Below are 23,255 nucleotides of genomic sequence, written 5' to 3' on the forward strand. Positions count from 1 at the left end.
GGTTCCGAATGAGAAGGGGGATCATCGAATGGGTTCGGTGAGCAGCGAGCCTAACGGCTGACGCGCGTCTTGCCCAGCACCAGAGTTTAACGGCTGATGGCGCAGTCGGCTAATCGGCGCCGCGTGGGTGACGCCGTCGCCGGCGGTAACCGTCGTTTCAGGGCCCTCGCTCGCCTAGCTCGAGCCACAGCGCGCGGTGGTCGGAGCCGACTGCGGGGCCGGTTTGCAAACTCCTGACCTGCCAGTCGGCGCCCAGCAGCGCCTGGTCCAACGGCAGCCCCAGCGGGCCCATGGCGCTCGGCCAGGTGGCGAAGTAGCCGCGTCCCGCCCGGGCGTCGCGCAGGCCGGAAGTCGCCAGTAGATCGCGGTGCAGCGGCGACCAGGGTGTCAGGTTCAAATCACCCAGCAGCAACACATCGCGCTGCCCGGCGATACGCAGTCCCCAATCACGCAGCTGCTGTTGACGGATCAGGGCCAGCTCATCGTTGAGCGGCGGCGGCGGATGCAGGCCAATCAGCCTCAGGTTACGGTCTGCCAGCCGTGCCTCGATCGCCGGCAACCGACCGCTGACGGTGCAGCTCGCCAAGGGCAGACGGGACAGCAGGGTCATGCCGAAGGGATCGTCGCGCGGTATCCCACAGCCGTGGCCGTAGGCCTGGCGCAGTGCGAACAAGGCCTGCCACTGCACCGGCGTGACCTCGATCAGCAGCACCAGGTCGGGATGGCCCTGCTCGATCTGGCGCATCACCGCCGGCATGTCGGGGTTGTCCAGGTTGAGGTTGAAACTGAGCACTCGCAGCGCGGGCTGCTCGGCGATTGCCGGAGTCGGGGAGGGCGCCAGGCCCAGGGTCAGGGCGATCAGGCCGAAGCCGCCCAGGCCCGCCAGCAGGTAGAACAGCCGCAGCAACCGATGGCGTGCCGCCCAGCTGGCCACCAGCAGGGCCAGGCAGGCATGGGGCAGGAAATGGCTGAACAGTTCCAGGCGCCAATCGAGCCGGCCCAGTCCGGCGCCCAGCAAGGCCAGCAGGCTGGCCGCGCCTATCCATTGCAGCCGCAGGCGCAGGCGGTTCAGTGAGGCGCCCGCTGTTGACTGGAAAAATGGCAGGTGAAGGTACTGCCACGACCCGGCTCGCTGTGGATATCCAGGCGTCCTCGATGGCGCAGCAGCACATGTTTGGCGATCGCCAGGCCCAGACCGGTGCCTCCGGTGTTCGAGGCTCGACTGGAATCGACCCGGTAAAAGCGTTCGGTCAGGCGCGGCAGGTGCCGTGCCTCGATGCCCAGCCCATGGTCCTGCACGCTCAAGTGCGCGCCCTGTTCGTCGCCCCACCAGCGGATGCGGATTTCACCGCCTTCAGGGCTGTATTTAACGCCATTGAACACCAGGTTGGAAAAGGCGCTGCGCAGTTCGGTCTCGCTGCCCTTGAGCCACACCTCGGGGTCGGCCTCGAGGACGATCGGATGACGTTCGCCGGAGAGGGCGCGGGCGTCGTTACGAATGGTCTGCAGCAGCATGGCGACTTTCACCGGCTGGTTGTCCGAGGGGTAGTCGGTGGCTTCCAGCTTGGCCAGCAGCAGCAGGTCATTGAGCAGGCTCTGCATGCGCATGGCCTGCTGTTGCATCTGTTGCAACGGACGCTGCCAGCGCGGGGTGACGTCCTCGACATTGTCCAGTAGGGTTTCCAGGTAACCGGCGATCACGGTCAAGGGTGTACGCAGTTCGTGGGAGACGTTGGCCACGAAGTCCTTGCGCATCTGCTCCAGCTGATGCACCCGGGTGACGTCGCGTACCAGCATCAGGTGTTCGTGATTGCCATAACGGGTGATCTGCAATTGCAGGCGCAGGCGGTCGTTGACCGGGGAGGGTAGCTCCAGCGGCTCATGGAAGTGCCCACGCTCGAAATACTCCTTGAACCGTGGGTGGCGGACCAGGTTGCTCACTGGCTGGCCGTTGTCCTGGGGGCTTTGCAGGCCGAGCAGCTTTTCGGCCGCGCGGTTCCACCACTCCAGGTTGCCGTCAGTGTCGAGCATGATGACCGCGTCCCTGAGCGCTGCGGTGGACTCCTGCACGCGGTCGATCACCGCCTGCAGGCGTGCCCGTACGCGCATGTCACGACGCTGCAGGTGATAGATGCTGTCGAAGACTTCGCCCCACAAGCCGTGACCATCAGGTGGCGGCTCCTCGGGCTGGTGCTGCTTCAGCCATTGATGCAGGCGCAGCAATTGGCGCAGGGTCCAGCCCAGGTAGAGGGCCAGGCCCAGCACCAGGGCCCAGGCGTAGTAACCGCTGATCAGGCCGAGCAGCAGGCAGCCCGTTACGAGCACCAGCAGGTGGCGTACAACGGTGCCGCGCCAGTTCTGGTTCACCTATGCAGTCCTTATCGACGCCGTGGGGCGCTCAGCTTTTGGTGGAAAAACGATAACCGGTGCCGCGCACGGTTTGCACCAGGTTCTCGTAGGTTTCGCCCAGGGCTTTGCGCAACCGGCGGATATGCACGTCGACGGTGCGCTCTTCGACGTAGACGTTGCCGCCCCAGACCTGGTCCAACAGCTGGCCACGGGTGTAGGCGCGCTCCTGGTGGGTCATGAAAAACTGCAACAGCCGGTATTCGGTGGGGCCCATCTCGGCAGGTTTGCCGTCGATGGTCACGCGGTGGCTGACCGGATCGAGCAGCAGTCCACCGATCTCGATCGGTGCCTCGTTGTCCACCGGGCCGGCACGACGCAGCACGGCCTTGAGGCGGGCGACCAGTTCGCGGGGGGAAAAAGGTTTGGTGATGTAGTCGTCGGCACCGACTTCCAGGCCCTGGATCTTGTTGTCCTCCTCGCCCTTGGCGGTGAGCATGATGATCGGGATCCCGCCGGTCAGCTCGTCGCGCTTCAGGCGCCGGGCCAGTTCGATGCCTGAAGTGCCGGGCAGCATCCAATCGAGCAGGATCAGGTCCGGTTGGCGATCGACGATCAGGGCGTGGGCCTGCTGGCTGTTTTCCGCCTCCAGGCAGCTGTAGCCGGCCATTTCCAGGGCGACCGCGATCATCTCGCGAATCGGCGCCTCGTCGTCGACGATCAGGATGTGTTTGCCAACCATGCTCAGGCCTCGGGTCGTTTAGCGATCATGGGGCGCATTAGATAACGGAATTATTGCAACGGTGTGACAGTGGGGTGGCCGCGCGCCTTCGATTGGCATCTGGCAACCCCGGGCGGCCGGAGTGATCCGCACGAATCAGCGCAGGCCGTAGTCGACCACCAGGCCAAGAAAGATCGCCAGCCCGGCCCAATGGTTGTGCAGGAACGCGGCGAAGCAGGCCTGGGGGTCGCGGTCGCGGGTGCTCCAGAACTCCCAGGCAAAACATAGGGCGGCGACGCCCAGGCCAAGGTGGAAATACAGCCCGAGTCCGAAGCGCGCCGCGGCCAGCAACAGGCACAGCAGCGCCAGGCCCTGCAAGGTGGCGATGATCAGGCGGTCGGCCTCGCCGAACAGGATGGCGGTGGACTTGACCCCGATGCGCAGGTCATCCTCGCGGTCGGTCATGGCGTAGTAGGTGTCGTAGGCCACGGTCACCAGCAGGTTGGCCAGGTAGAGCAGCCAGGCCGCCGCCGGCAGATGGCCAGTCTCGGCGGTAAAAGCCATCGGCATGCCCCAGGAGAAGGCCGCGCCGAGGACCACCTGGGGGTAGTAGGTGTAGCGTTTCATAAAGGGGTAACAGGCGGCCAGGGCCAGGGCGCCGAACGACAACCAGACTGTGGTGGCGTTGGTGAACAACACCAGCACGAAACTCAGGCCGACCAGCACCGCGAACAGCACCAGGGCGTCCCGTGAGCTGATACGGCCGGTGGCCAGGGGCCGTTCGCGGGTGCGTTTGACGTGGCCATCGAAGTGGCGGTCGGCGTAGTCGTTGATGACGCAACCGGCGGAGCGCATCAGCACCACTCCCAATACAAAGATCGCCAGGTTCTTCAGGCTGGGCAGGCCCTCGGCGGCGATCCACAGGGCCCAGAGCGTCGGCCAGAGCAGCAGGTAGATGCCGATCGGCCGGTCGATCCGGGTCAGCGCGGCAAAATCCTGCAGGCGTTCCCGGGTTCGCGAGGGCTGCGGTTGTGGCGCGCTGGCGAACGCCTTGGTGACTGGTGCGCCTTTCGTCGAGGGTTTTCTGCCGTGTTTTTTCTTGCCCATGGGAGACCGGGTCCTTTAAAGGTGAAGGTCCTGCGCGGGAGCGCTCGATTATAGGCCGGGGGGCGCGGCGCGTGACCAGAATGCCGGCAGAAAGACCTCGACCACCAGCACGCCCAGGGCCGCGCGGCGAAAGCACGAGCGGCGCGCCCAGAGGCCGTCCTCACGCACCGCGGCGGGCAACCACTCGCCGGGGCAACGGGCCGCCTGCAGCGCCCCGCGGGTAAAGGCGCTGTCGCTGAACAGCAATTCACCGAGGGAGCGGCTGCCGAGGCTTTCCAGGTCGAACTGCGATTCGCTCAGGTCGCGCCGTGCTGCCACGCTGCGGGCGAAGACCCAGGGCTCCTCATGGCCGCGCAGGTAGACCTCGCGCACCCAGCCGACGCTGGCCAGGGGCACCGCCAGCGCCAGGCACTCGTCGTCACGCAGGGTCTGCCAACCCTGCAACAGCGGCGTGATACTGAAGGCCCCATTCGACAAGGCGGTCAGCCGACGGGTCAGCGAGCCCTGGTCGAACAACCAGTCGGCCAATTGGCTGCTGGGCTCGGGTTGCAATGCGGCGGCTTCGAGCCAGCGAGGGGTCTCGCAAAAGGGAGCAACGGGCACGGCGAGGGACTTTGGCGACCAATGGGGCGGGCAGCTTAGCATGTGCCCTGGCGCTGTGAAGTGCGGCCAATGGGCGCGTCCTGGAGGCCGGACTTAGGTAGGGCGACGGTGCTGCCCCTTGCGCCGGTGCCCGCCGATCAGTACAAAGCGCCTGAGTCGGATGGCGGTCCAGCGGTATTGACCGTCCGACCGAAAACGCCTGAGAGCCGAGGAAGCAGTCGATGAAAAAGTGGCAGTGTGTGGTGTGCGGGTTGATTTATGACGAGCGCCTGGGGTGGCCTGACGAAGGCATTGCCGCCGGTACCCTGTGGCAGGATGTCCCCGAGGACTGGTTGTGCCCGGATTGCGGCGTCGGCAAGCTGGATTTCGAGATGATCGAAATCGGCTGAGGCCGGGTCGAAGCTGTTTTGAGCCGTCCCGGGCGGCGTCCGGGCGGCGGGAGGCGACGATGCGCAAATGGCAATGTGTGGTGTGCGGATTCATCTACGACGAAGACGCCGGGCTGCCGGACGAGGGCATAGCACCGGGTACCGCCTGGGACGATCTGCCGGCGGACTGGATCTGCCCGGACTGTGGCGTTGGCAAGAGCGACTTCGAGATGATCGAGATCTGTTGAGTGGCGATATGGGCTCGCCTGGCGCACGCCAGCGCTCGAGCTCCCTTTAATCTTTCATTGTCGAGGAGCCGCGGATGCGCGCACCTGTGGTCATAGTCGGTACCGGTCTGGCGGGTTACAACCTGGCCAAGGAATTTCGCAAGCTCGACGCGGACACGCCCTTGCTGCTGATCACCGCCGATGACGGCCGGTCCTATTCCAAGCCCATGCTGTCCACCGGTTTTGCCAAGAACAAGGACGCCGAAGGCCTGAGCATGGCCGAGCCCGGTGCCATGGCCGAGCAACTGAATGCCGAGGTGCGCACCCATACCCGCATCAGTGGCATAGACCCGGGCCATCGACAGCTGTGGATCGGTGAGGAAGCCGTGCCCTACCGGGACCTGGTGCTGGCCTGGGGCGCGGAAACCATCCGGGTGCCGGTGCAGGGCGACGCTCAGGACGCGATTTTTTCGATCAACGACCTGGAGGACTACGCGCGCTTTCGCGCTGCGGCGGCGGGTAAGCGCCGGGTCTTGCTGCTGGGCGTGGGTTTGATCGGCTGCGAGTTCGCCAACGACCTGCTGCTTGGCGGATTCGAAGTCGAGCTGGTGGCACCCTGCGAGCAGGTCATGCCGGGCTTGTTGCACCCGGCCGCGGCTGCCGCGGTGCAGGCGGGACTGGAAAGCCTCGGCGCGCGCTTCCACCTGGGGCCACTGCTGACACGCCTGCAGCGCACCCCCCAGGGGCTGCAGGCGCAGTTGTCCGACGGCAGCGAACTGTGCTGCGACCTGGTGATTTCCGCCGTCGGGTTGCGGCCGCGCATCGACCTGGCGGCGGCGGCGGGGCTGCAGGTCAACCGCGGGGTAGTGGTCGACCGCCAGTTGCAGACCTCCCACGCGAATATCCATGCCCTCGGTGACTGTGCCGAGGTCGATGGCCTGAACCTGCTTTACGTGATGCCCCTGATGACTTGCGCGCGGGCGCTGGCCCAGACATTGACCGGCACCCCGACGCCGGTTCGTTACGGTCCCATGCCGGTGCTGGTCAAAACCCCGGTCTGTCCCCTGGTGGTGTCCCCGCCGCCGCTGGGTCAGCCCGGGGAATGGACGGTCGAAGGCCGCGGCGGCGATATCAAGGCGCTGTGCCGTGACCCCGCCGGACGCCTGCTGGGCTATGCACTGACGGGGACGGCGGTGCAGGAGAAGTTGGCCTTGAACAAGGAGTTGCCGGCGTTGCTGGCGTAAACGGCAGTCGTTCTGTCGGATACGCCACCCAATTGTCCCGGCAAAGTGTCCGACAAGACTGGCGAAGGTCCAGAGGGCATGCCATTCTCCATCGGGTCTGCCGCAGCGCAGAGCTGTTACGGCACAGTGGGCGCCGTTCTTATGGCAGTACGGATACAACAAAAAAAAACCCGTCTTAAGAGGCTTTCTATGCGTAAACCTGAACTCGCCGCCGCCATCGCGGAAAAGGCTGATCTGACCAAGGATCAAGCCAATCGTGTGCTCAATGCCGTACTCGAAGAAATCACCGGCGCGCTGAACCGCAAAGACAGCGTGACGCTGGTGGGTTTTGGCACCTTCGTGCAGCGTCACCGTGGTGCGCGCACCGGAAAAAACCCGCAAACCGGGGAGCCGGTGAAAATCAAAGCCAGCAATACCGTTGCCTTCAAACCAGGCAAGTTCCTCAAGGACTCGGTCAACTGAGTCCAGGTCCCGGAGCCGCTCGGCTCCGGGCTTTTCAGCGATTCTGCGGCCGGCTTAAAGGCGGGCTGTAGTCCTCGCGGCAAACCGCTACAATGCGCCGCCGTTTCACTTCCCCCGAGGCCGTGCGCATGAAATTCCGTTTTCTCCTGTGGATGCTGGGTCGCCTGATGGCCAAGGCCAGCCGTGAAAATCCCAAATTCCAGGAGCAGCTGGCAGGCAAGGACCTGGTGTTCCAACTGCATACCCTGGACGGCAAGATCGCCCGTCATTTCATCGTCAAGGACCAACGCATCAGCAGCAAGGGTGGTACGGTCAGTGCTCCGGCCTTCGCCTTGGGCTTCAAGGACGGCGCCTACGGGTTCGCCACCATGAGCGCGAAGAACAAGCAGCTGGCCTTTATGCAGGGTATCCAGAACAAGGACATCCAGATCCAGGGCAACCCGGCGTTGGTGGTCTGGTTCCAGGGCCTGACCAAGTACCTGATGCCGAAGAAAAAGAAACCGGCCGAGAAAACCGCGGCCTGAGTCCTGCCGGGCTGCGCCTGTTTTGCCGAAGCCGGTCCGGAACCCGCGTTCAGAGTGTCGACCGCGCCGCATCTGCGGCCCTGCGGCTGGCAGCTGCGCGGGGCTTTGGTTAGGCTGACGGCTGTTTTTGCGGAAATCTCCCGATGCGCCTATTACCCTTCCTCGCGCTGCTGCTAAGCGCCGACCTGGCCCGTGCCGAAGCCCCCAAGCCTGCCGCGTTCAATCAGGCGTTCGAACTGGCGGGTATTCGCATGCTCTGCGAGCAGAGTGAGCCGTTGTTATTGCGCGGACTGTCCAGCGAACAGCAGGCCGCCGTGGGCAAGGCATTCGCCGCCGACGCGCTGTGCCGCGACCTGGCTCGCCGCCTGGCGCCAAGTGTGCAGGCGGCCGAGTTGCGCCAGGCCGAGGCCCTGCTGAGCAGCCCCCTGGCGCAGCGATTCACCCAGGCGGAACGGGCTGTCGGTGAAACCGGTACCGAGGCCCTGGCCAATTACCGCGCTCAGCTCGGGCAACGGCCGCCGCGCGCCGATCGGCTGGCCCTGGTGCGGCGCCTGGACCGTGCCGCGCACACCACGGTGCTGGCCTCGAGCTTGCGTTACGAGGTGGGCAAGACCCAGGCGCTGCTGGCGCTCAAGGCCCGCGGCGAGTCCCTCGACGAACAAGCGTTGAGCGCCCAGACCGAGGCGCAGGCCAAGGCCCTGGACGCCCAGAGCGCCCAGGCCGTGGAATCCTTTATGCTGTTCGCCTACCGGCAAATGCCCAGTGACCAGTTGGCCGAGTACGCCGCGCTGTACGAGCAGGGACCGGTCAGCCGCCTGCTCGAAGCCAGTGCCCAGGCCCTCCCCGAAGTGTTCGCCGCGCGGCGCGCCAAGCTCAACAAGTAGGGTGCCGAAGTTCAGCCCGGTTGATTGATCTGGTCGGCGCCGATGATCTCGGCGACCCAGAGACCCTTGGCGTCGTTCAGGAAGTACTCAGTCGGGTTTGGCGCACGCAGGCGGAAGAATTTGTCCTCGCCGACCTGCATGCTATGGCCCTCACCCATCTGCGCGCCTGACGTCTGCAGGTAACCCAGCACATTGCCGAAGATCTCGAAATACCACTGGCCTTGGTCGTGGCCTTCGGCCAGGGCGGCGAAGTTGGGCAAGCCGAATCGATCGGCGCCGTAGGTGCGCATCCACACCCCCGGCGTACCTTCCACCTCGTACTTGACGAAGCCACAGAACAGCATCAGCAGCGGCAGCGCCTGCAGCAGTTTCAGGTGCTTGCCCTTGGATTCGGGGTCAGCCAGCATCTGCGCCGGCAGCGAGGTGTTTGCCGTTTCATTGACCACGATTTGCGCACCCAGGTGCGACAGTGCCCCGGCTACGGCAGCCAACGCGAGGTACTGGTCCAGGGCGGAGGTGGCATCGCCGGCGTAGTAGAGAATCACATGGGCGCGGTGGGCGCGGGCCTGGTCCTTGAGCTCGGCGGGGTAGTGGGCCGGCGCGACACAGGCTTCCAGTGCATCGGCCGGCATGGGCGCGGCGAAACCGATCAGCTTGATCACATGGGGCCCCCAGCCGGCCAGGCCGATAGGCTGTTCGGCGGGAAAGTCCGGCTCGAATTCGACCAGGGCCGCAGCCATGCTGCGGTCGAAGGCGCGCAGCTGCTGCTGCAGGGCCTGGGCATCCAACCGCAGGTCGGCGAACAACAGGATCAGACTCAACGGGTTTTCGATCGCGGGGTTCGCCACCAGTGGGCCGGCTTGACCGGCGGTTTGCGGCGCACCGAGTTTGCCGAAAAAGCGGGATAACAGACTCATAAAGCAGGGCTCCGACAAGGACGAGGGGAGGCGTTAAAGCCCGCTGTAGCCGGTATCCAGCCACACGCGCTCAGGGTGCCCAGCGTATCGCCTTCGCGTCGGCGGCCGGTCCCCCAGCTTCGCAGCTGTGAGCACTGTCACATTGCGCCGCGGTGTCTTGAGCTTGTCTCGGGTGAACCGCTAATCCGCAATACGCTCACCTGATCGGCTATGTCGAGACGTTCGGTCAGCATAAGGGTGAAGTGAAAGGGGCGCGGCGAGGTTGTTGCGCGGGCTGGGGCACGCGACCCGCATTGAAGTGCGGCCGCGCTGTCGGCGAACCCTTACGACTGGCTTCCTGCCTTCGCGGGATTGATGAAAAGGCCTGGGCATGGATTGGCCAGTCGCATCGAGTTGGCCCCAGGCTGTCATCAGCCACGCGGGCAGGTAACCCGCCCGGCGTCGGTTGGATAGTTAACCGGGCTGATTGAACTGCGAGGCCAGGTCGCGCAGTGCCGCCTCCGCTTCCAGCACCTTGCTCACGGCATCCTCGGCCTTGTCGCGGCTCAGGCCCAGGCGATCAAACAGCCCTTGGGGGATCTCGCCCTGGGGCCCCGAACCAATCCCGCGGTTGCGCAGCAGGCTGGCCGCCAGGCAGACCAGATTCGGATAGGCCGAGTGCGGCCCCTGGTAATGCGGATCGTGCTGGAAGCGCAAGGCGCTGACCAGTTCCTCGGGCATGTCCCAGAAGCGCATCAGCCAGCTGCCGATCTGCTCGCGGCTGATCCCCAGCAGGTGCTGTTCGATGTAGCTGTGGGGCAGGTGCGGATTGACTTCCTGGTGCCGGCAGATCAACGAGAAATGCGGCGGAAAGACGTGGGCCAGCACCAGGTAACCGAAGTTGTGCAGCAGTCCGGCGAGGTAGGTCAGACCGGTTTCCGGGCGCTGGGCGCGGGGCATGGCCCGGGTCAGGCCTTCGATCACCGCGGCGCAGTAGATCGCTTGCTGCCAATAGGGCGTGGCGTGCTGCACTTGATCCTTGGGCAGGCTCAGGGTCTTGCCCAGGGCCAGGCCCAGGGCCAGGTTGATCACCAGGTCGAAGCCCAGCACACGGACGATGGCGTCCTCGACCGAGCGAATCTTGCCAGGCGCCGCGTAGTAGGGCGAGGCGGCCCAGCTGACCACCTGGGCGGCCAGCGCCGGGTCGGTTTCGACCACGCCGGTGATGTCGTCCACCGTGGCGTCGGGATCGACCCGCAGCTTGATGATCTTCTGCGCGGTGGCCGGCAGCGGCGGAATCTCGATGGTTTCTTCGAGGCGCTGCTGGATGCGCCGGGCCGTGAAGGCCTTGACCGCCTCGGTGATTTCGGCCCGATCGTCATCGGGGCGGTCCAGGTTCGGACGGATGCCACTCAGCGGCTCGCCGAAGCGCGCCGCGCTGGCTTTGCTGAGCAGGCTACGGAACGCCGCGGTCGGCACTTCCAGCAAGACCCCACGCTGCCCGGATTCGATCAGCAGGCTGCTTTCATTCAGCAGGCGTTCGTCATACAGGCACGGCGAGCTGGTCAGCGGCGGCAGGGCTGGCAGCAGGTCGAGCTGGTGTTTGCCGAGCATGCGTTCCAGGCGCTCGGGTTTGACCGCCGCCAGTTTGCGTCCGGTCAGCTCCGCCAGGCGGTTGAGGTCCAGCAACTGGTTCTGAGGGTAGAGGATCAGCAGGGCGCCGACCGCGTCCTCGAGCAATACCGCCTGGACCCGCTGGGCGCGTTCGAGGTTCGGCTGATCGACGCGTTCCTGGTAGGGCAGCCCGAGCTTCTCGAACAGTTGCACTATGACCGCCGGCGGGCGGGGCGTGGAATCGGGAACGACAGCGACTTCGATCATGGGCAGGATCCTGCTGGAAGACATCTATAGGCGAGTATAACCAGAGCCTTGGGCCGGTGAGGGGGCCGGTGATCGGGCCAGTGTGCGCCTCATCACACTTGGCCGTACTGTTGACCATGGCGCAACCAGCGTTCCAGCAGTGGGCTGACATGTTGCGGCCAGCGCGCCAGCAGGGTCTGCGCGGCGTCGCGCACCGCCGGCAGCAGGTCGGCGTCACGCATCAGGTCCGCCACCTTGAACTGCAACAGGCCGGTCTGGCGGGTGCCCAGCATCTCGCCGGGACCCCGCAGTTCCAGGTCCTTTTCGGCGATCAGGAAGCCGTCGCAGGTTTCGCGCATGATGCCCAGGCGTTCACGGCCCAGCTGCGACAGCGGTGGGTGGTAGAGCAGCACGCAGTGGCTGGCGGCACTGCCGCGGCCGACCCGACCGCGCAACTGGTGCAACTGGGCCAGGCCCAGGCGCTCGGGGTTTTCGATGATCATCAGGCTGGCATTGGGCACATCGACACCCACCTCGATCACGGTGGTGGCGACCAGCAATTGCAGCCGTCCCTCCTTGAACTGGGCCATGACCGCTGCCTTTTCCGCCGGCTTCATGCGCCCGTGGATCAAGCCGACATGCAGCCCGCCCAGTGCCGCGCTGAGGTCCTGGAAGGTGGTCTCGGCGGCCTGGCAGGTCAGCTCCTCGGACTCTTCGATCAGGGTGCACACCCAATAGGCCTGACGCCCCTCGTGGCACCCCGAGCGCACGCGCTCGATCACTTCGAGGCGCCGGCTGTCGGCGACCAGCAGGGTGTTGACCGGTGTGCGCCCGGGCGGCAATTCGTCGAGGATCGAGGTGTCGAGGTCGGCGTAAGCACTCATCGCCAGGGTCCGCGGGATCGGCGTGGCGGTCATGATCAGCTGGTGCGGGCAGAGCCGGCCGTCGACGCCCTTGCGCCGCAGGGCCAGGCGTTGTTGCACGCCAAACCGATGCTGTTCGTCGATGATCACCAGGGCCAGGCGCTTGAAGCTGACCTCGTCCTGGAACAAGGCATGGGTGCCGACCACCATCGGCGTGCCACTGCCGATCTGCTCCAGGGCCGTACCGCGGGCCTTGCCCTTGAGCTTGCCCGCCAGCCAGGCGACCTCGATGCCCAGCGGCGTCAGCCATTTCTGGAAGGTGATGAAATGCTGTTCGGCGAGGATTTCCGTCGGCGCCATCAGGGCCACCTGGTAGCCGGCTTCCAGGGCCTGCAGCGCCGCAAGGGCGGCGACCACCGTCTTGCCGGCCCCCACATCGCCCTGGATCAACCGCAGCATGGGTTCGTCCTGCATCAGGTCGTAGGCGATTTCGGCGCCGACCCGCTGCTGGGCGCCGGTGGGCGCAAAACCCAGGTTGGCGAGAAACTGGCTGGGCAGGCGCTGGGCCTTGGGCAGGGCCGGCGCGTGCTGGGCGCGCAGGCTCTCACGCAGGCGCTGCAGCGACAGCTGATGGGTCAGCAACTCCTCGAAAGCCAAGCGATGCTGGGCCCAGTGCCGGCCCTCGGCCAGCTCGTCCACGTCCGCATCCGGCGGCGGGCGGTGCAGGTAGCGCAGCGCCTGGTCCAGGGGCGCCAGGCGGTATTCCCGGGCCAGTTCCTCGGGCAACCAGTCCGGCAGGCTCTGGGGACTCAGGCGCGCCAGGCTCTGCTCGCTGAGTTGGCGCAGGCGCGCCTGGGTCAGGCCTTCGGTGGTGGGGTAGATCGGCGTCAGGGTCTGCTCCACCGCGATCGGCTCGCTGCCGCTGAGCGCGCGGTACTCCGGGTGGTAGATCTCCAAGCCCGACGAGCCTGGGCGCACCTCGCCGTAACAGCGGACCGTGGTGCCGCGCTTGAGGCCGTCTTTTTGCGCCTGGCTGAAGTGGTAAAAGCGCAGGCTCAGCGTGCCGCTGCCATCCTGCAGGCGCACCAGCAGGCTGCGACGGCGGCCCATCACCACGTCCGCGCCGGACACCGTGCCCTCGACCACCGCATCCTGGCCCGGGCGCAATTGGCCGATGGGCACGATGCGGGTCCGGTCCTGATAGCGCAGCGGCAGGTGGAACAGCACATCCTGCAAGGTTTCCAGGCCGACCCTGGCGAGTTTCTCCGCCAGGGCCGCGCCCACGCCTTTCAGGGCGGTGACCGATACCGTCGCCAGTTCACTCATGGGCGTGTTATCCCTGGGCGCTTGTCGTCAGGGGCTGCACCACCGAGCACAGGCGAATCGAGTCGGCCAACACCTCGATCGCCCGTGGGCGCGGAAAACTGGCGCGCCAGGCAATGGCGACGCTGCGAAAGGGCACCGGCGGCGTCAGCGGACGCACGTCGAAGACACCCGGGGCATAGTGATGGCTGTCGACCGCCGAAAGCGGCAGGATCGAGATGCCCATGCCGGAGGCCACCATATGGCGAATGGTCTCCAGGGAGCTGGATTCCACCGTGGTGTGTTTGGCGTGGTCCTCGCCACCCTTGCGCAGGGTCGGGCAAGCTTCCAGCACCTGATCGCGAAAACAGTGACCCTCGCCCAGCAGCAGCAAGCTCTTGTCGTTCAGCTGGCTGGCATCGATGCTGGCTTGGGCGGTCCAGGGGTGGCCGGCGGGCAGCAGCACGGAGAAGGGCTCGTCGTAGAGCACCTTGGTCAGCACGTCGGCTTCCTGGAACGGCAGGGCGATGATCACCGCGTCCAGTTCGCCGTTGCGCAGCTTGTCACGCAGCACGTGGGTGAAGTTCTCTTCTATATAGAGCGGCATCTGCGGTGCCACCCGGTGCAGCTGGGGGATCAGGTGCGGAAACAGATAGGGCCCGACCGTGTAGATGGCGCCGACCTTGAGGGGCGCAGTCAGCTGGTTCTTGCCGGCCTGGGCCAGTTCGCGGATACCCTGGGCCTGCTCCAGCACCTTCTGCGCCTGGGTGACTATGCCTTCGCCGACCGGGGTCAGGCGCACCGCGCTTTTGCTGCGCTCGAAAATCAGCACGCCCAGTTCGTCTTCGAGTTTCTTCACCCCCACCGACAGGGTTGGCTGGCTAACGTGGCAACGTTCGGCCGCACGCCCGAAGTGTTGCTCCTGGGCGAGGGTGACGATGTAGCGCAGTTCGGTGAGGGTCATAGGGGTTTTCCATTAGATTGCGCCCAAGCATAGCGGTTGCCAGGGATGGAACCAACCGGGTCGAGTCGTCGAGGTGCGGGGCAGTGGCCCGTCTCGGGCCGTCATCGGCCGGCCGCCGCGGGGAACGGCGGGCCGGTGGACGGAAAGCGGGTCCTAGCGAGTCAGCTCGTAGGTGTGCGGAAAGGTCACTTCCTTGAGCCCGTTGCTGAGGACCTCCGCGGGCGGTTTGGGCAACGGCTGGGCACGCCGGATCATCTGCAGCGAGGCCCGGTCGAACAGCGCGCTGTTGGCGGACTTGACGACCGAGTAGTCCGTCACCTCGCCCTGGGCGTTGACGGTAAAGCGCAGGGTGACGTGGCGCACGCTGCCGAGCCGTTCGCTGCGCCGGGCCGCATCCGGGTACTTGAGGTACCTGCGCAGGTGCGCGGTGAGCTTGTTGCTCCATACCACCTCGGCCTGGGACACGGTGTTGGTCGGTGCCGGCGGGGCTTGCTCCACGGGCGCCGGTGCCGGTTCAGCAGGCGCCGGCGGTGCTGGCGGTTGCGGCGTGGGCGCAGGCTCGACCGGTTTGGGCGGCTGCGGCTTGGGCTGCGGCGGTTGTGGTTTCGGACGAGGCTTGGGCGGCGGCAACGCCAGCGCGGGTTTGGGCGCCTCGGCCAGCTTGGGCAAGGGCTTGGGCGTTTCCGGCTCGACCTGTGGCGGCGGTGGAGGCGGCGGGGGCGGTGCCGCGACGGCCGGAGGCAAGGGCGCCAGCTCCACCAGCATGGCGGCGGGTGGCAGTTCCAGCGGTGGCGTTTCAACCTGCCAGTACAGCGCCCAGGCGGCCATGCCGCCGTGCACGCCCAGGACCAGCAGCAGGCACAGGATCCATATCAGCTGACGGGGTATCGCATTCATTGCGGGGCGACCGCCTCGAGGCCGACCAGGCCTATTTTCAGGTAACCGGCGGCGCGCAAGGCGTTCATCACTTCCATCAAGCGCTCGTACTCGACGCCCTTGTCCGCCTGGAAGAACACCGTGGTGTCCTTTTTCGACTGGGTGCGCTGATCCAGCGCGGCGCCCAATTGTTCCTGGGTCACCGGCTCGTTGCCGAGGAACAGGCTCTGGTCTTGCTTGACGGTCAGGAACAGCGGTTTTTCCGGGCGCGGCTGGGGCTCGGCGCTGGAGGCGGGCAGGTCGACCTTGATATCGACCGTGGCCAGGGGCGCGGCGACCATAAAGATGATCAGCAGCACCAGCATCACGTCGATAAAGGGCGTGACGTTGATCTCGTGGGTTTCCTGGAGATCATCGCCGCCGTCGTTCAGGTGAAGTCCCATGATCAGCCCACTTTTGCCATGTGCGGCTGGCTGCGTTCAGCCGGCAGGTGGTCGAGGTCACGGCTGACCAGCAGCAGCACCTGGGCCGAGGCGTCGGCGACCTGGGCCTTGTAACCGGTGATCGAACGGGCGAAGACGTTGTAGATGACCACCGCCGGAATTGCCGCGACCAGGCCGAGGGCCGTGGCCAACAGGGCTTCGGCGATCCCCGGGGCGACTACCGCGAGGTTGGTGGTCTGGGATTTGGCGATGCCGATAAAGCTGTTCATGATGCCCCAGACGGTACCGAACAGGCCGACGAAGGGCGCCGTCGAACCGATGGTGGCGAGCACCCCGGTGCCGGTGCTCATCTGCCGACCGCTGGCGGCGACCAGGCGTTCCAGGCGGAAACTCACCCGCTCCTTGATGCCTTCGCGTTCGCGGCTGTTGGCCGACAGGCGCATCTCTTCCATGGCGTCCTGCACCAGCAAGTGCGACAAGGTGCCGTCGGTGTTGGCCGCGTCAGCGGCTTCCTTCAATGTGCGTGCCTTTTTCAACAGCAGCAGCTCGCGGCGCAACCGGCGCTTGGCGCCCAGCAGTTCTAGGCCCTTGGCCATCCAGATGGTCCAGGTGATCACCGAGGCCAGCGCCAGGCCGATCATCACGCCTTGCACGATGGCGTCGGCGTTCTGGTACATGCCCCAGGGCGACAGGTCGTGGGGCAGTCCGTTTTCTTCGTTGATCGCCAGCGGGTCGACCTCACCGGCCGGCAGCGTCGGGACCGGCGTCGCCGCGCCGTCGGCACCGGGTGCCGCTGGCGTGGTCGCAGGCGCCGCGGGCGTGGCGGGTGCCGCGGCTACAGCAGCGGGCGTGGGGCTGCTGGCCGTAGTGGCCGCTGCTGGGGCCACGGGCTCATCGGCGTGGGCCAGGTTGGGGGCCAGCAGCAGGCCCAGGCACAGGGCGCGCAGCGTGGCGAGGGTCATGCACAACCGACGGGAGGTTTCGTTGGATTTCATGCGGGCGGGCCCCGAAAGACGAGAAAACGGCTGATTCGGGGCCTGGAGTCCCGAACGGCGAATAAAAATGGTGAAGTATTATTGCAAACAATTCGCGTTAGCAAAAGCAAAGGCGCGATATTTGTCGGCGCTGGCTCTGCGCCGGGGCTTGGCCCTGGGGGGCTGCGACGTTAGGCTGTGGTTTTTGCGCCGGAGTCTGCTGATGAACCCTTCCCTGTTGATCGCCGGTTGTGGCGATGTCGGCAGCCGTCTCGGATTGCGTCTGGTTGCCTCGGGCTGGCGCGTACATGGCTTGCGCCGTACTACCAGCGCTTTGCCGGCGGGCATCCTGCCGCTGGCCGGCGATCTGCAGCAGGCCGATTGCCCGGAGGCCTGGCCGAGTGGCGCGCTGGATTACCTGGTGTACAGCGCCGCCGCCGGCGAGCACGACGAAGCCGGCTACCGCGCCGCTTATGTCGAGGGGCTGCGCCATGTGCTGGCGTGGTTGGCGCAGCAGGGGCAGTCGCCACGGCGCCTGCTGTTCGTCTCCAGCAGCGGCGTGTATGGCCAGCAGGGCGGCGAATGGGTCGACGAGGCCTCGCCGGCCGAAGCCGGGAGTTTTTCCGGGCGGATCATGCGCGAGGCCGAGCAATTGGCGCTGGCCAGCGGCATCCCCGCGACCCTGGTGCGCCTGACCGGTATCTACGGCCCGGGCCGCGAGTGGCTGTTGACCCAGGTCCGCCGCGGCTACCGGGTGGCCAGTGAGCCGCCACTGTATGGCAACCGCATCCATGTCGACGACGCGGCCGGCTTGCTGGCCTTTTTGCTGCAGGCCGACCAACGTGGCCAGGCCCTGGACGATTGCTACCTGGGCGTGGATGACAGCCCGGCGCCGCTGGCCGAGGTGGTGGCTTGGTTGCGCGAGCGCCTCGGGGTCAGCCACTGGTCCGACGAGTCCAGCGTGCGCCGCGCCGGCAGCAAACGCTGCAGCAACGCCCGCGCCCGCGCCCTGGGCTGGGCACCCGAGTACCCGGGTTACCAGCAGGGTTATGGGGCGATTCTGGCCGGGCAGGCGTAGAGGGCGAGTTCTGTGCTCAGGGCGGTGTTGGGCGGTCGCCCTTGACGTCCAATCGGTAGATCTCACTATCCGTCCCTAGGTAGGACTCGGTGTTGTCGGAGTCGAGCCTTCCGTAAAAGTAAGACGACTCGCGGCCTTCCAGGCTCAACCGCGAGGTGACACCCATGTGATCGACTATAAAGGGCCCATAGAGGCTTTCCACCAGCCAGGCATTATGGTTTTCCAGCGGGGAGACCTTTTCGATCGCGCCCACCTGATAGGGGTCGGCCAGCAGCGTCTGCAGTTGGCCATCGGACAGGACTCGATAAAGGCCACGGTAGGTGACCAGTACCAGATCCTTGCCCATTTTGATCAGCTGCAGCGGGTGTCCGTGCTGGCGCGGATCGAAACGGGCCAGTTCGACGGGTGCAGCACCCGGCGACCAGACAAAAATCCGGTTGCTGTCGATATAAAAAAGCCGTTCGGCATCGGACAGCATATGGCTGAGCCGGGACGTATCTTTCAGGGGGAAATGCGGATAAGGGTTCACTGTACCCACGGCGCTAAGCAGGTAGACCCCGCCGGCGACAGCCTCAAAGACCAGCGCGTGGGCGCCATTGCCGGGCTTTTCAACGAGCGGATGTATATGTTTGACCTTCCCAGGAATACCTACCCGGGTGATGCCGTTCAGGGTGATCTGGGAAAAATAGAGGTCTGTCGAGCTATGAACCATGGGGTGGTAGCTGAACAGGCTCTGGCCCAGATTGAAGAGTGTGCCGATACCGGCTTTGTTATTCGGCGAGTGGAAGGGTCGTACAGTGAAATCCGGGTCAAGTATGGCCATTGAGATAGCGCCACGACTGACCAGGAACGAGTGGCCGTCTTCCAGGCGGCCATGAGCGCGCCAGCCCTGGTCATCTCTGGGCAGTTTGATGCCGTAACCGTAACTGCCGGCCTTCTGCAGTAGGGCATACTCGCCGGCTTTGTGCGGAAAGTGCTGGCGCAGGCCCTGGGCGTCAGCTTCTTCGAGCGTCACCACCTTGATGTGCTTCGACAGATCGTCAACCGGCGTCAAGCTTTCCGCGGTCTTGAGCATGAGGGCGCCTGACCGCAAAAAAATCAGATAGCGCCCTGCGTCGATTTTTTTGGCCGAGGAAATGACGTCGTTCCTGACCCCCTCCATCAGCGGCACCAGCCGATAGTGACTGGGGTAATCGGGTTTTACCCGCTCACAATATTGGGCGGCGTCGCCCTGGTTTTTGGCGACGATAAACAGGCCGTTGTAAGTCTTGACCAGGATGTCGCCGCGGCCAGCCAAGGGATACAGATCGACGCCATCGGGTCTGACCAGGTGATTGCCCTGGATCGGCAGCGACAGCCCGGAGGGATAGGTCAGCTGGAGGCCCTTATCGCTGACGGCCAGCTGCAATCCGTCCTCCAAGCCCAGGCGATGATACGAGTGGTTACGCTGGGAAGACAGACGATCTCTCCAATCGCTCCTGGCCATTAACTCGTCTTCGGACACGCGTATTGGCGCCTGGTCGCCCTGGATCTTGTAACCATGGGGGGAGTCGCTGAAGGTGTAGATAACATCTGGGTCACGGAAGTAGACCGAACTATCTAAGTAGCTGAGATGGACTTTCGGTTGGTAGACGCTGGCCCTGTTAAAGTCCTTGATCGTCCACAAGGAGCCGTATTGGCCATCTAGCAATACATGAGGCGCAAACGGGTAGGTCTTGAAGAAATAGTTGTAATAGAGATCCGCGTCGCCTGGCTGATCCATCACCGGTACCACGCAATACTCGGTGCCATAGTGCTCCGGCTCGACTACGGCACTGGCGGAAAAGGCCATTAGAATCCCACAGCCCAGCCCCCCGATTTTCCCTGCTGCGCACTTGAACATTGAGCCTGTCCTGAAAAAACGGTGTGTCTGCGGTAGGCGCAGCCTGGCTGCGAAAATTACCCCCTGCCTTGCCCGGAGGGGCGGCGACAAGATAATCGAATCCCATGGGTTGTCTATAGAAAGCCAAGCGAGCCCTTTCCACTAGGCTCGATGACGCTTACAGGCCGTACGCCGTGCGCGCTGGTGGCTTGGCGTAAATGACGGGCAGTGCTCCAGGCTCGAGTAACAGGCAAAAAAACGCCCCGCAAGCGGGGCGTTGTGAGGTGCGGGGCGGGTGAGGGCCTGTTCAGGCCCTAGCGCACGCCGGCGTTGCGCAGGGCGGCGGGAGTGTAGTCGGCGGCCTTGGCGGCGAAGCCGAACTCGGTGCCTTGTTTCTCCTCGTTACGCAGGCCCAGGGCGATATACCGACCGGCGATAAGGTCGTACAGCGCTTCCAGGGTATAGGTCGTGACCTGGCGATCGAAGTTGTACTGCGAGTGCCCTTCGCCGACCCGCCACAGCTGACCGCGACCGTCATAGTGGTCGACCAGCGCCAGCTGCCAGCTGTCCTCGTCGAAATACAGGTGACGCTTGGCATAGATATGCCGCTCGCCGCTTTTCAGGGTGGCCTCGACTTCCCAGACCCGGTGCAGCTCGTAGCGGGTCAGGTCCTGGTTGATATGGCCGGCCTTGAGCACGTCCTCGTATTTCAGCTCGGTGGAGTCCAGACGATAGGCATTGTAGGGAATGTACATTTCCTTCTTGCCGATCAGCTTCCAGTCGTAGCGGTCGGGTGCGCCGGAGAACAGGTCGAAGTTGTCCGCGGTGCGCATGCCATCGGCCGCCGTGCCCGGGCCGTCGTAGGCCACCTGGGGCGCGCGGCGCACGCGGCGCTGGCCGGCGTTGTAGATCCAGGCCAGGCGCGGCTCCTTGACCTGGTCGAGGGTTTCGTGGACCAGCAGCACGTTGCCGGCCAGGCGCGAGGGCGCGGTCACCTTCTGTTTGAAATACAGCAGGATGTTCTCGGTCTTGCTGCTGTCCAGGCCGCTCATGTCGGCCGGAAACGCCACCTCGTCCTCGAAGTGCACCGGGGTGAAGGAGCCATTGGTCTGGGGCGTGGCCTGGATCACCTGGCGCCGGGCGTTGCCGCCGCGATAGCGGGTGATATGGTTCCACAGCACCTCGACACCGGTCTTGGGAATCGGGAAGGCATAGTAGTGACTGCCGGCGAAATGGGTCAGGCCGTTGCCGCCGTCCACCGGTTGGGTATTCAGGGCGCTCTGCTTAGCCGCCTCGTAGACCGCTGGCGGTACGGCGGCCGTGCGGTGCGTGGTGTAGACCGGGATCCGGTAGCTGTCGGCATAGCGCTTGAGCATCGCCAGCTGGCCCGGGGACAGTTTGTCCTGGTACTGCGCGGCGTTGGCCGCGGTGATCACGAACAGCGGTTTCTCCGAGGGGAACGGGTCACCGAGAAAACCCTTGTTGACGCTGGCGGCGTTCTTTGCCAGGCCGCCGTCCCAGGCCGGGATGCTGCCGTCGGCATTGCCGGCCTTTTCCGCGCCCAGGGGCGTCAGGCTGCTGCCCAGTTGGTTGGCTTCTTCCGGCGATACCGCGGCCTGGACACTGAAGGCGAGCAGGCTGAGGGCCAGGGCGCCGCATTGAAGCAATCGAATGTGGGTCATGGAGATATCCTTGGTCGAGGCCTGGATCAGAAGTTCACGCCGAAGCTGAGGGCGACGAAATCCCGGTCGGTCACGGTGCTGTAGTCGCCGCCGAAGAAGTCGGTGTAACTCAGGCTGGCGGTGTAGGTGTTGGCGTAGTCGGCATTCAGACCCAGGCTCACGGCCTTGGAGCCTTCGAGGAAGTTCGGCCCGTAGCCCTGGACATCGTGTGACCAGGCCAGGCTTGGACTCAGGTTGACCCCGGCGAACACGTTGCTGTAGTCCAGGCTGGTGCGCAGCCGGTAACCCCAGGACTGGCTGGTGTAGAAACCATCGTCATTGCACTCGTCGGGGTTGGCGGCGTTGAAGGCGGCGCAGATCGGCGCGACCGACAATTGGCCTGGACCATAGATGGGGTCACGGCCAAAACGCAGCTCGCCGATATCGTCGCTGATGCCGGAGATATGGTTGTAGCCCACCTCGCCCACCAAGGTCAGGCGGCTGGCGCCCAGCACTTGGTCGATAAAGTGCACCGCGCTGAGCTGGACCTGGGTCACCGGCCGGCGGTCATAACCGTGCAGGTCGCTGCCGGAGACATTCTGCGAATGGCCGGACTCGTAAATGGGCGAGAAGGCCAGGCCCAGGGCGCCGAACGACAGGTCGGTACTGTTGATCTGCAGCGGCATGTTCGGCCGGTAGCTGACTTCGCCGGACACCGCGGTGCCCTCGATATTGGTCTGGAAGCTCAGGCCGTAGAGGCGGATGTCCTCGGGGTATTCGATGAAATAACGAGCATTGGGTGCGCCGGGAATAAAGGCGGGCGAAGGCGTGGTGGTGCGGATGGTGCTGAACACCGGACCACGGCTGTGATAGTTCATCGCGTAGGCGCCGAACTCGGTGTCGTTGAGCTCGGGTACGAACCAGCGCAGGGCCAGCCCATATTGGCCACTGTCCTTGGCGTCGCGGTCGCCCGCACGGGGTATATAGAGGTTCTCGCCGGGCGCGCCGGTGTTGTTCGAGTCGCCCACCGGCAGGTCCGGTCCGGCCACCACCAGGCGGTCCTCGCAACCGTCGGCGAGCACGTCGGCGGTGGAGAAGAAGGTGCCGCAGTTGTCCACCACCGTCTGGTCCCACTCCAGTTGGTAGAACGCCTCGACCGAAATCGCGTCGTTCAGGCTCTGGGACAGGTAGAGCATATTGACCGGGATCAGCCCTTCCTTGATCTCGGCACCGGGACGGCGGAAGGCGGCGACGTCGACCGGGTTGATCGAGTTGATGCTGTTGCCGATAAAGGTACTTTCACCCCAGCTGACCACCTGCTTGCCGACCCGCACGGTGCCAGGCAGCTCGCCCAGGTTGTAGTTGTGGTAGGCGAAGGCATCGAGAATCTGCGCGCCGGACGCCTGGGCGCCTTGCTTGCGGTTGTGGTCGTCGATGTCATAGAACTCACGGCCCTCGTCCTTGAGCTCGAAGTCGTACCAGTACTTGCCGCGCACGAAAATCCCGGACTCGCCGTACTTGATCTCCAGGTCGTGGATGCCCTTGAAGATCTTCGAGAAGGTCTCGCCTTTGGCAAAGTTCAGGCGGCCGTCGTCGGAGGTGCGCGAGGAGGCACGTCCGCCGCTGACCGGGGCGATAAAGTCGCGGTCCGCCTCGCGCACCCCCCAACTGGCACCCACCGACAGCTGCGAGTCGAACTGCGCTTCCAGTTCGCCGATATTGAAGGTGACGGCATGCGCCTGGGCGCTGCAACCCAGGGCGACGGCAACGGCCAAGGTATGTGGCCGGAAGATTCCGCGCATTGTTCTTGTTGTCATGCGGCTCTCCTGAGCAGGAATGAGTGAAGCCTCATCCTAATCAGCCGCGCGGCTCGCCATAACTGCCTAAAGGGGCGATTTAAGCCATCACCCACTCGGGTGAGGCGCAGCGGATTTCACCCGGGTGACCGATGCTTTCGGTGCTTGTGACTGTACCTTTGGGCCCTGTGCCGG

At 65.0% G+C, this 23,255-nt stretch carries 22 protein-coding genes; 7 read left to right on the top strand and 15 right to left on the bottom strand.

The window, feature by feature from the left end; all coding sequences use genetic code 11:
* Positions 1 to 157: 157 nt before the first annotated feature.
* From ABWY06_RS01960 to ABWY06_RS01980, 5 genes are all read right to left on the bottom strand, one after another.
* Positions 158 to 1,018 carry an endonuclease/exonuclease/phosphatase family protein gene (locus tag ABWY06_RS01960; protein WP_353923879.1) on the bottom strand — a complete coding sequence of 287 codons (861 nt, stop codon included), beginning with the start codon at positions 1,016 to 1,018 and terminating at the stop codon, positions 158 to 160.
* Between the two features lie 50 nt (positions 1,019 to 1,068).
* A complete protein-coding gene (gene phoR / locus ABWY06_RS01965) occupies positions 1,069 to 2,367 on the bottom strand; it encodes a phosphate regulon sensor histidine kinase PhoR (protein WP_353923880.1) in 1,299 nt (432 codons plus the stop codon).
* Positions 2,368 to 2,398: 31 nt separating this feature from the next.
* A complete protein-coding gene (gene phoB, locus ABWY06_RS01970) occupies positions 2,399 to 3,088 on the bottom strand; it encodes a phosphate regulon transcriptional regulator PhoB (RefSeq protein ID WP_353923881.1) in 690 nt (229 codons plus the stop codon).
* 135 nt (positions 3,089 to 3,223) lie between these two features.
* The gene (gene ubiA / locus ABWY06_RS01975; protein ID WP_353923882.1) at positions 3,224 to 4,174 is read right to left on the bottom strand and encodes a 4-hydroxybenzoate octaprenyltransferase; all 951 of its coding nucleotides are present in this window, start codon (positions 4,172 to 4,174) and stop codon (positions 3,224 to 3,226) included.
* A gap of 48 nt (positions 4,175 to 4,222) precedes the next feature.
* The gene (locus ABWY06_RS01980) at positions 4,223 to 4,777 is read right to left on the bottom strand and encodes a chorismate--pyruvate lyase family protein (protein WP_353923883.1); all 555 of its coding nucleotides are present in this window, start codon (positions 4,775 to 4,777) and stop codon (positions 4,223 to 4,225) included.
* A gap of 221 nt (positions 4,778 to 4,998) precedes the next feature.
* Here ABWY06_RS01980 and ABWY06_RS01985 point away from each other — a divergent pair, with 221 nt between their 5' ends.
* The 6 genes from ABWY06_RS01985 to ABWY06_RS02010 all read left to right on the top strand — a co-directional run bounded on the left by ABWY06_RS01985 (position 4,999) and on the right by ABWY06_RS02010 (position 8,486).
* A complete protein-coding gene (locus tag ABWY06_RS01985) occupies positions 4,999 to 5,166 on the top strand; it encodes a rubredoxin (RefSeq protein ID WP_353923884.1) in 168 nt (55 codons plus the stop codon).
* 59 nt (positions 5,167 to 5,225) lie between these two features.
* Positions 5,226 to 5,393, top strand: coding sequence for a rubredoxin (locus tag ABWY06_RS01990; protein ID WP_353923885.1), 168 nt, complete (start codon positions 5,226 to 5,228; stop codon positions 5,391 to 5,393).
* A 74-nt stretch (positions 5,394 to 5,467) separates the two neighbouring features.
* Positions 5,468 to 6,616, top strand: a complete 1,149-nt coding sequence (locus ABWY06_RS01995; protein WP_353923886.1) for an NAD(P)/FAD-dependent oxidoreductase — start codon at positions 5,468 to 5,470, stop codon at positions 6,614 to 6,616.
* Positions 6,617 to 6,805: 189 nt separating this feature from the next.
* Positions 6,806 to 7,078 carry an HU family DNA-binding protein gene (locus ABWY06_RS02000; protein ID WP_353923909.1) on the top strand — a complete coding sequence of 91 codons (273 nt, stop codon included), beginning with the start codon at positions 6,806 to 6,808 and terminating at the stop codon, positions 7,076 to 7,078.
* Positions 7,079 to 7,206: 128 nt separating this feature from the next.
* On the top strand, positions 7,207 to 7,602 hold the full coding sequence (locus ABWY06_RS02005) for a helicase (RefSeq protein ID WP_353923887.1): 396 nt from the start codon (positions 7,207 to 7,209) through the stop codon (positions 7,600 to 7,602).
* Between the two features lie 143 nt (positions 7,603 to 7,745).
* Positions 7,746 to 8,486, top strand: coding sequence for a hypothetical protein (locus ABWY06_RS02010; protein WP_353923888.1), 741 nt, complete (start codon positions 7,746 to 7,748; stop codon positions 8,484 to 8,486).
* An 11-nt stretch (positions 8,487 to 8,497) separates the two neighbouring features.
* Here ABWY06_RS02010 and ABWY06_RS02015 read toward each other — a convergent pair whose 3' ends face one another.
* From ABWY06_RS02015 to exbB, 7 genes are all read right to left on the bottom strand, one after another.
* Entirely contained in the window at positions 8,498 to 9,403 is a 906-nt protein-coding gene (locus ABWY06_RS02015; RefSeq protein ID WP_353923889.1) for a DUF4261 domain-containing protein, read from the bottom strand.
* A 453-nt stretch (positions 9,404 to 9,856) separates the two neighbouring features.
* Positions 9,857 to 11,263, bottom strand: a complete 1,407-nt coding sequence (locus tag ABWY06_RS02020) for an aminoacyl-tRNA deacylase and HDOD domain-containing protein (RefSeq protein ID WP_353923890.1) — start codon at positions 11,261 to 11,263, stop codon at positions 9,857 to 9,859.
* Positions 11,264 to 11,355: 92 nt separating this feature from the next.
* On the bottom strand, positions 11,356 to 13,431 hold the full coding sequence (gene recG / locus ABWY06_RS02025; RefSeq protein WP_353923891.1) for an ATP-dependent DNA helicase RecG: 2,076 nt from the start codon (positions 13,429 to 13,431) through the stop codon (positions 11,356 to 11,358).
* 7 nt (positions 13,432 to 13,438) lie between these two features.
* On the bottom strand, positions 13,439 to 14,371 hold the full coding sequence (locus ABWY06_RS02030; RefSeq protein WP_353923892.1) for a hydrogen peroxide-inducible genes activator: 933 nt from the start codon (positions 14,369 to 14,371) through the stop codon (positions 13,439 to 13,441).
* 153 nt (positions 14,372 to 14,524) lie between these two features.
* Complete coding sequence (locus ABWY06_RS02035) at positions 14,525 to 15,268, bottom strand: energy transducer TonB family protein (protein WP_353923893.1); 744 nt, start codon at positions 15,266 to 15,268, stop codon at positions 14,525 to 14,527.
* Positions 15,265 to 15,690: a TonB system transport protein ExbD gene (gene exbD / locus ABWY06_RS02040; protein ID WP_353923894.1), complete on the bottom strand. Its 426-nt coding sequence runs from the start codon at positions 15,688 to 15,690 to the stop codon at positions 15,265 to 15,267. Before exbD ends, ABWY06_RS02035 begins: the two co-directional genes overlap by 4 nt.
* A gap of 2 nt (positions 15,691 to 15,692) precedes the next feature.
* Complete coding sequence (gene exbB, locus ABWY06_RS02045; protein ID WP_502948135.1) at positions 15,693 to 16,685, bottom strand: tonB-system energizer ExbB; 993 nt, start codon at positions 16,683 to 16,685, stop codon at positions 15,693 to 15,695.
* A gap of 199 nt (positions 16,686 to 16,884) precedes the next feature.
* Here exbB and ABWY06_RS02050 point away from each other — a divergent pair, with 199 nt between their 5' ends.
* Positions 16,885 to 17,742 (top strand): SDR family oxidoreductase, encoded by an 858-nt coding sequence (locus ABWY06_RS02050; RefSeq protein ID WP_353923911.1) that lies wholly within the window; start codon positions 16,885 to 16,887, stop codon positions 17,740 to 17,742.
* Positions 17,743 to 17,758: 16 nt separating this feature from the next.
* Here the strand turns inward: ABWY06_RS02050 and ABWY06_RS02055 are convergent, their stop codons facing one another.
* The 3 genes from ABWY06_RS02055 to ABWY06_RS02065 form a co-directional block, all read right to left on the bottom strand.
* Positions 17,759 to 19,624 (bottom strand): hypothetical protein, encoded by a 1,866-nt coding sequence (locus ABWY06_RS02055; protein WP_353923895.1) that lies wholly within the window; start codon positions 19,622 to 19,624, stop codon positions 17,759 to 17,761.
* A 293-nt stretch (positions 19,625 to 19,917) separates the two neighbouring features.
* Entirely contained in the window at positions 19,918 to 21,285 is a 1,368-nt protein-coding gene (locus ABWY06_RS02060; RefSeq protein WP_353923896.1) for a DUF1329 domain-containing protein, read from the bottom strand.
* A 26-nt stretch (positions 21,286 to 21,311) separates the two neighbouring features.
* Positions 21,312 to 23,081, bottom strand: a complete 1,770-nt coding sequence (locus tag ABWY06_RS02065) for a DUF1302 domain-containing protein (RefSeq protein ID WP_353923897.1) — start codon at positions 23,079 to 23,081, stop codon at positions 21,312 to 21,314.
* Between the last annotated feature and the right edge of the window lie 174 nt (positions 23,082 to 23,255).

The organism is Pseudomonas sp., assembly GCF_040514055.1.
Lineage (GTDB): Bacteria > Pseudomonadota > Gammaproteobacteria > Pseudomonadales > Pseudomonadaceae > Aquipseudomonas.

Bases quoted from the DNA above. Each gene is read 5' to 3' on its own strand.
- ABWY06_RS02015 (WP_353923889.1), bottom strand. From the start codon at position 9,403: ATGAGTCTGTTATCCCGCTTTTTCGGCAAACTCGGTGCGCCGCAAACC.
- ABWY06_RS02010 (WP_353923888.1), top strand. From the start codon at position 7,746: ATGCGCCTATTACCCTTCCTCGCGCTGCTGCTAAGCGCCGACCTGGCC.
- ABWY06_RS02030 (WP_353923892.1), bottom strand. From the start codon at position 14,371: ATGACCCTCACCGAACTGCGCTACATCGTCACCCTCGCCCAGGAGCAA.
- exbB (WP_502948135.1), bottom strand. From the start codon at position 16,685: ATGAAATCCAACGAAACCTCCCGTCGGTTGTGCATGACCCTCGCCACG.
- recG (WP_353923891.1), bottom strand. From the start codon at position 13,431: ATGAGTGAACTGGCGACGGTATCGGTCACCGCCCTGAAAGGCGTGGGC.
- ABWY06_RS02060 (WP_353923896.1), bottom strand. From the start codon at position 21,285: ATGACCCACATTCGATTGCTTCAATGCGGCGCCCTGGCCCTCAGCCTG.
- ABWY06_RS01990 (WP_353923885.1), top strand. From the start codon at position 5,226: ATGCGCAAATGGCAATGTGTGGTGTGCGGATTCATCTACGACGAAGAC.
- ABWY06_RS02035 (WP_353923893.1), bottom strand. From the start codon at position 15,268: ATGAATGCGATACCCCGTCAGCTGATATGGATCCTGTGCCTGCTGCTG.
- ubiA (WP_353923882.1), bottom strand. From the start codon at position 4,174: ATGGGCAAGAAAAAACACGGCAGAAAACCCTCGACGAAAGGCGCACCA.
- ABWY06_RS02055 (WP_353923895.1), bottom strand. From the start codon at position 19,624: ATGTTCAAGTGCGCAGCAGGGAAAATCGGGGGGCTGGGCTGTGGGATT.
- ABWY06_RS01985 (WP_353923884.1), top strand. From the start codon at position 4,999: ATGAAAAAGTGGCAGTGTGTGGTGTGCGGGTTGATTTATGACGAGCGC.
- exbD (WP_353923894.1), bottom strand. From the start codon at position 15,690: ATGGGACTTCACCTGAACGACGGCGGCGATGATCTCCAGGAAACCCAC.
- ABWY06_RS02065 (WP_353923897.1), bottom strand. From the start codon at position 23,081: ATGACAACAAGAACAATGCGCGGAATCTTCCGGCCACATACCTTGGCC.
- phoB (WP_353923881.1), bottom strand. From the start codon at position 3,088: ATGGTTGGCAAACACATCCTGATCGTCGACGACGAGGCGCCGATTCGC.
- ABWY06_RS02020 (WP_353923890.1), bottom strand. From the start codon at position 11,263: ATGATCGAAGTCGCTGTCGTTCCCGATTCCACGCCCCGCCCGCCGGCG.
- ABWY06_RS02000 (WP_353923909.1), top strand. From the start codon at position 6,806: ATGCGTAAACCTGAACTCGCCGCCGCCATCGCGGAAAAGGCTGATCTG.
- ABWY06_RS01995 (WP_353923886.1), top strand. From the start codon at position 5,468: ATGCGCGCACCTGTGGTCATAGTCGGTACCGGTCTGGCGGGTTACAAC.
- ABWY06_RS02005 (WP_353923887.1), top strand. From the start codon at position 7,207: ATGAAATTCCGTTTTCTCCTGTGGATGCTGGGTCGCCTGATGGCCAAG.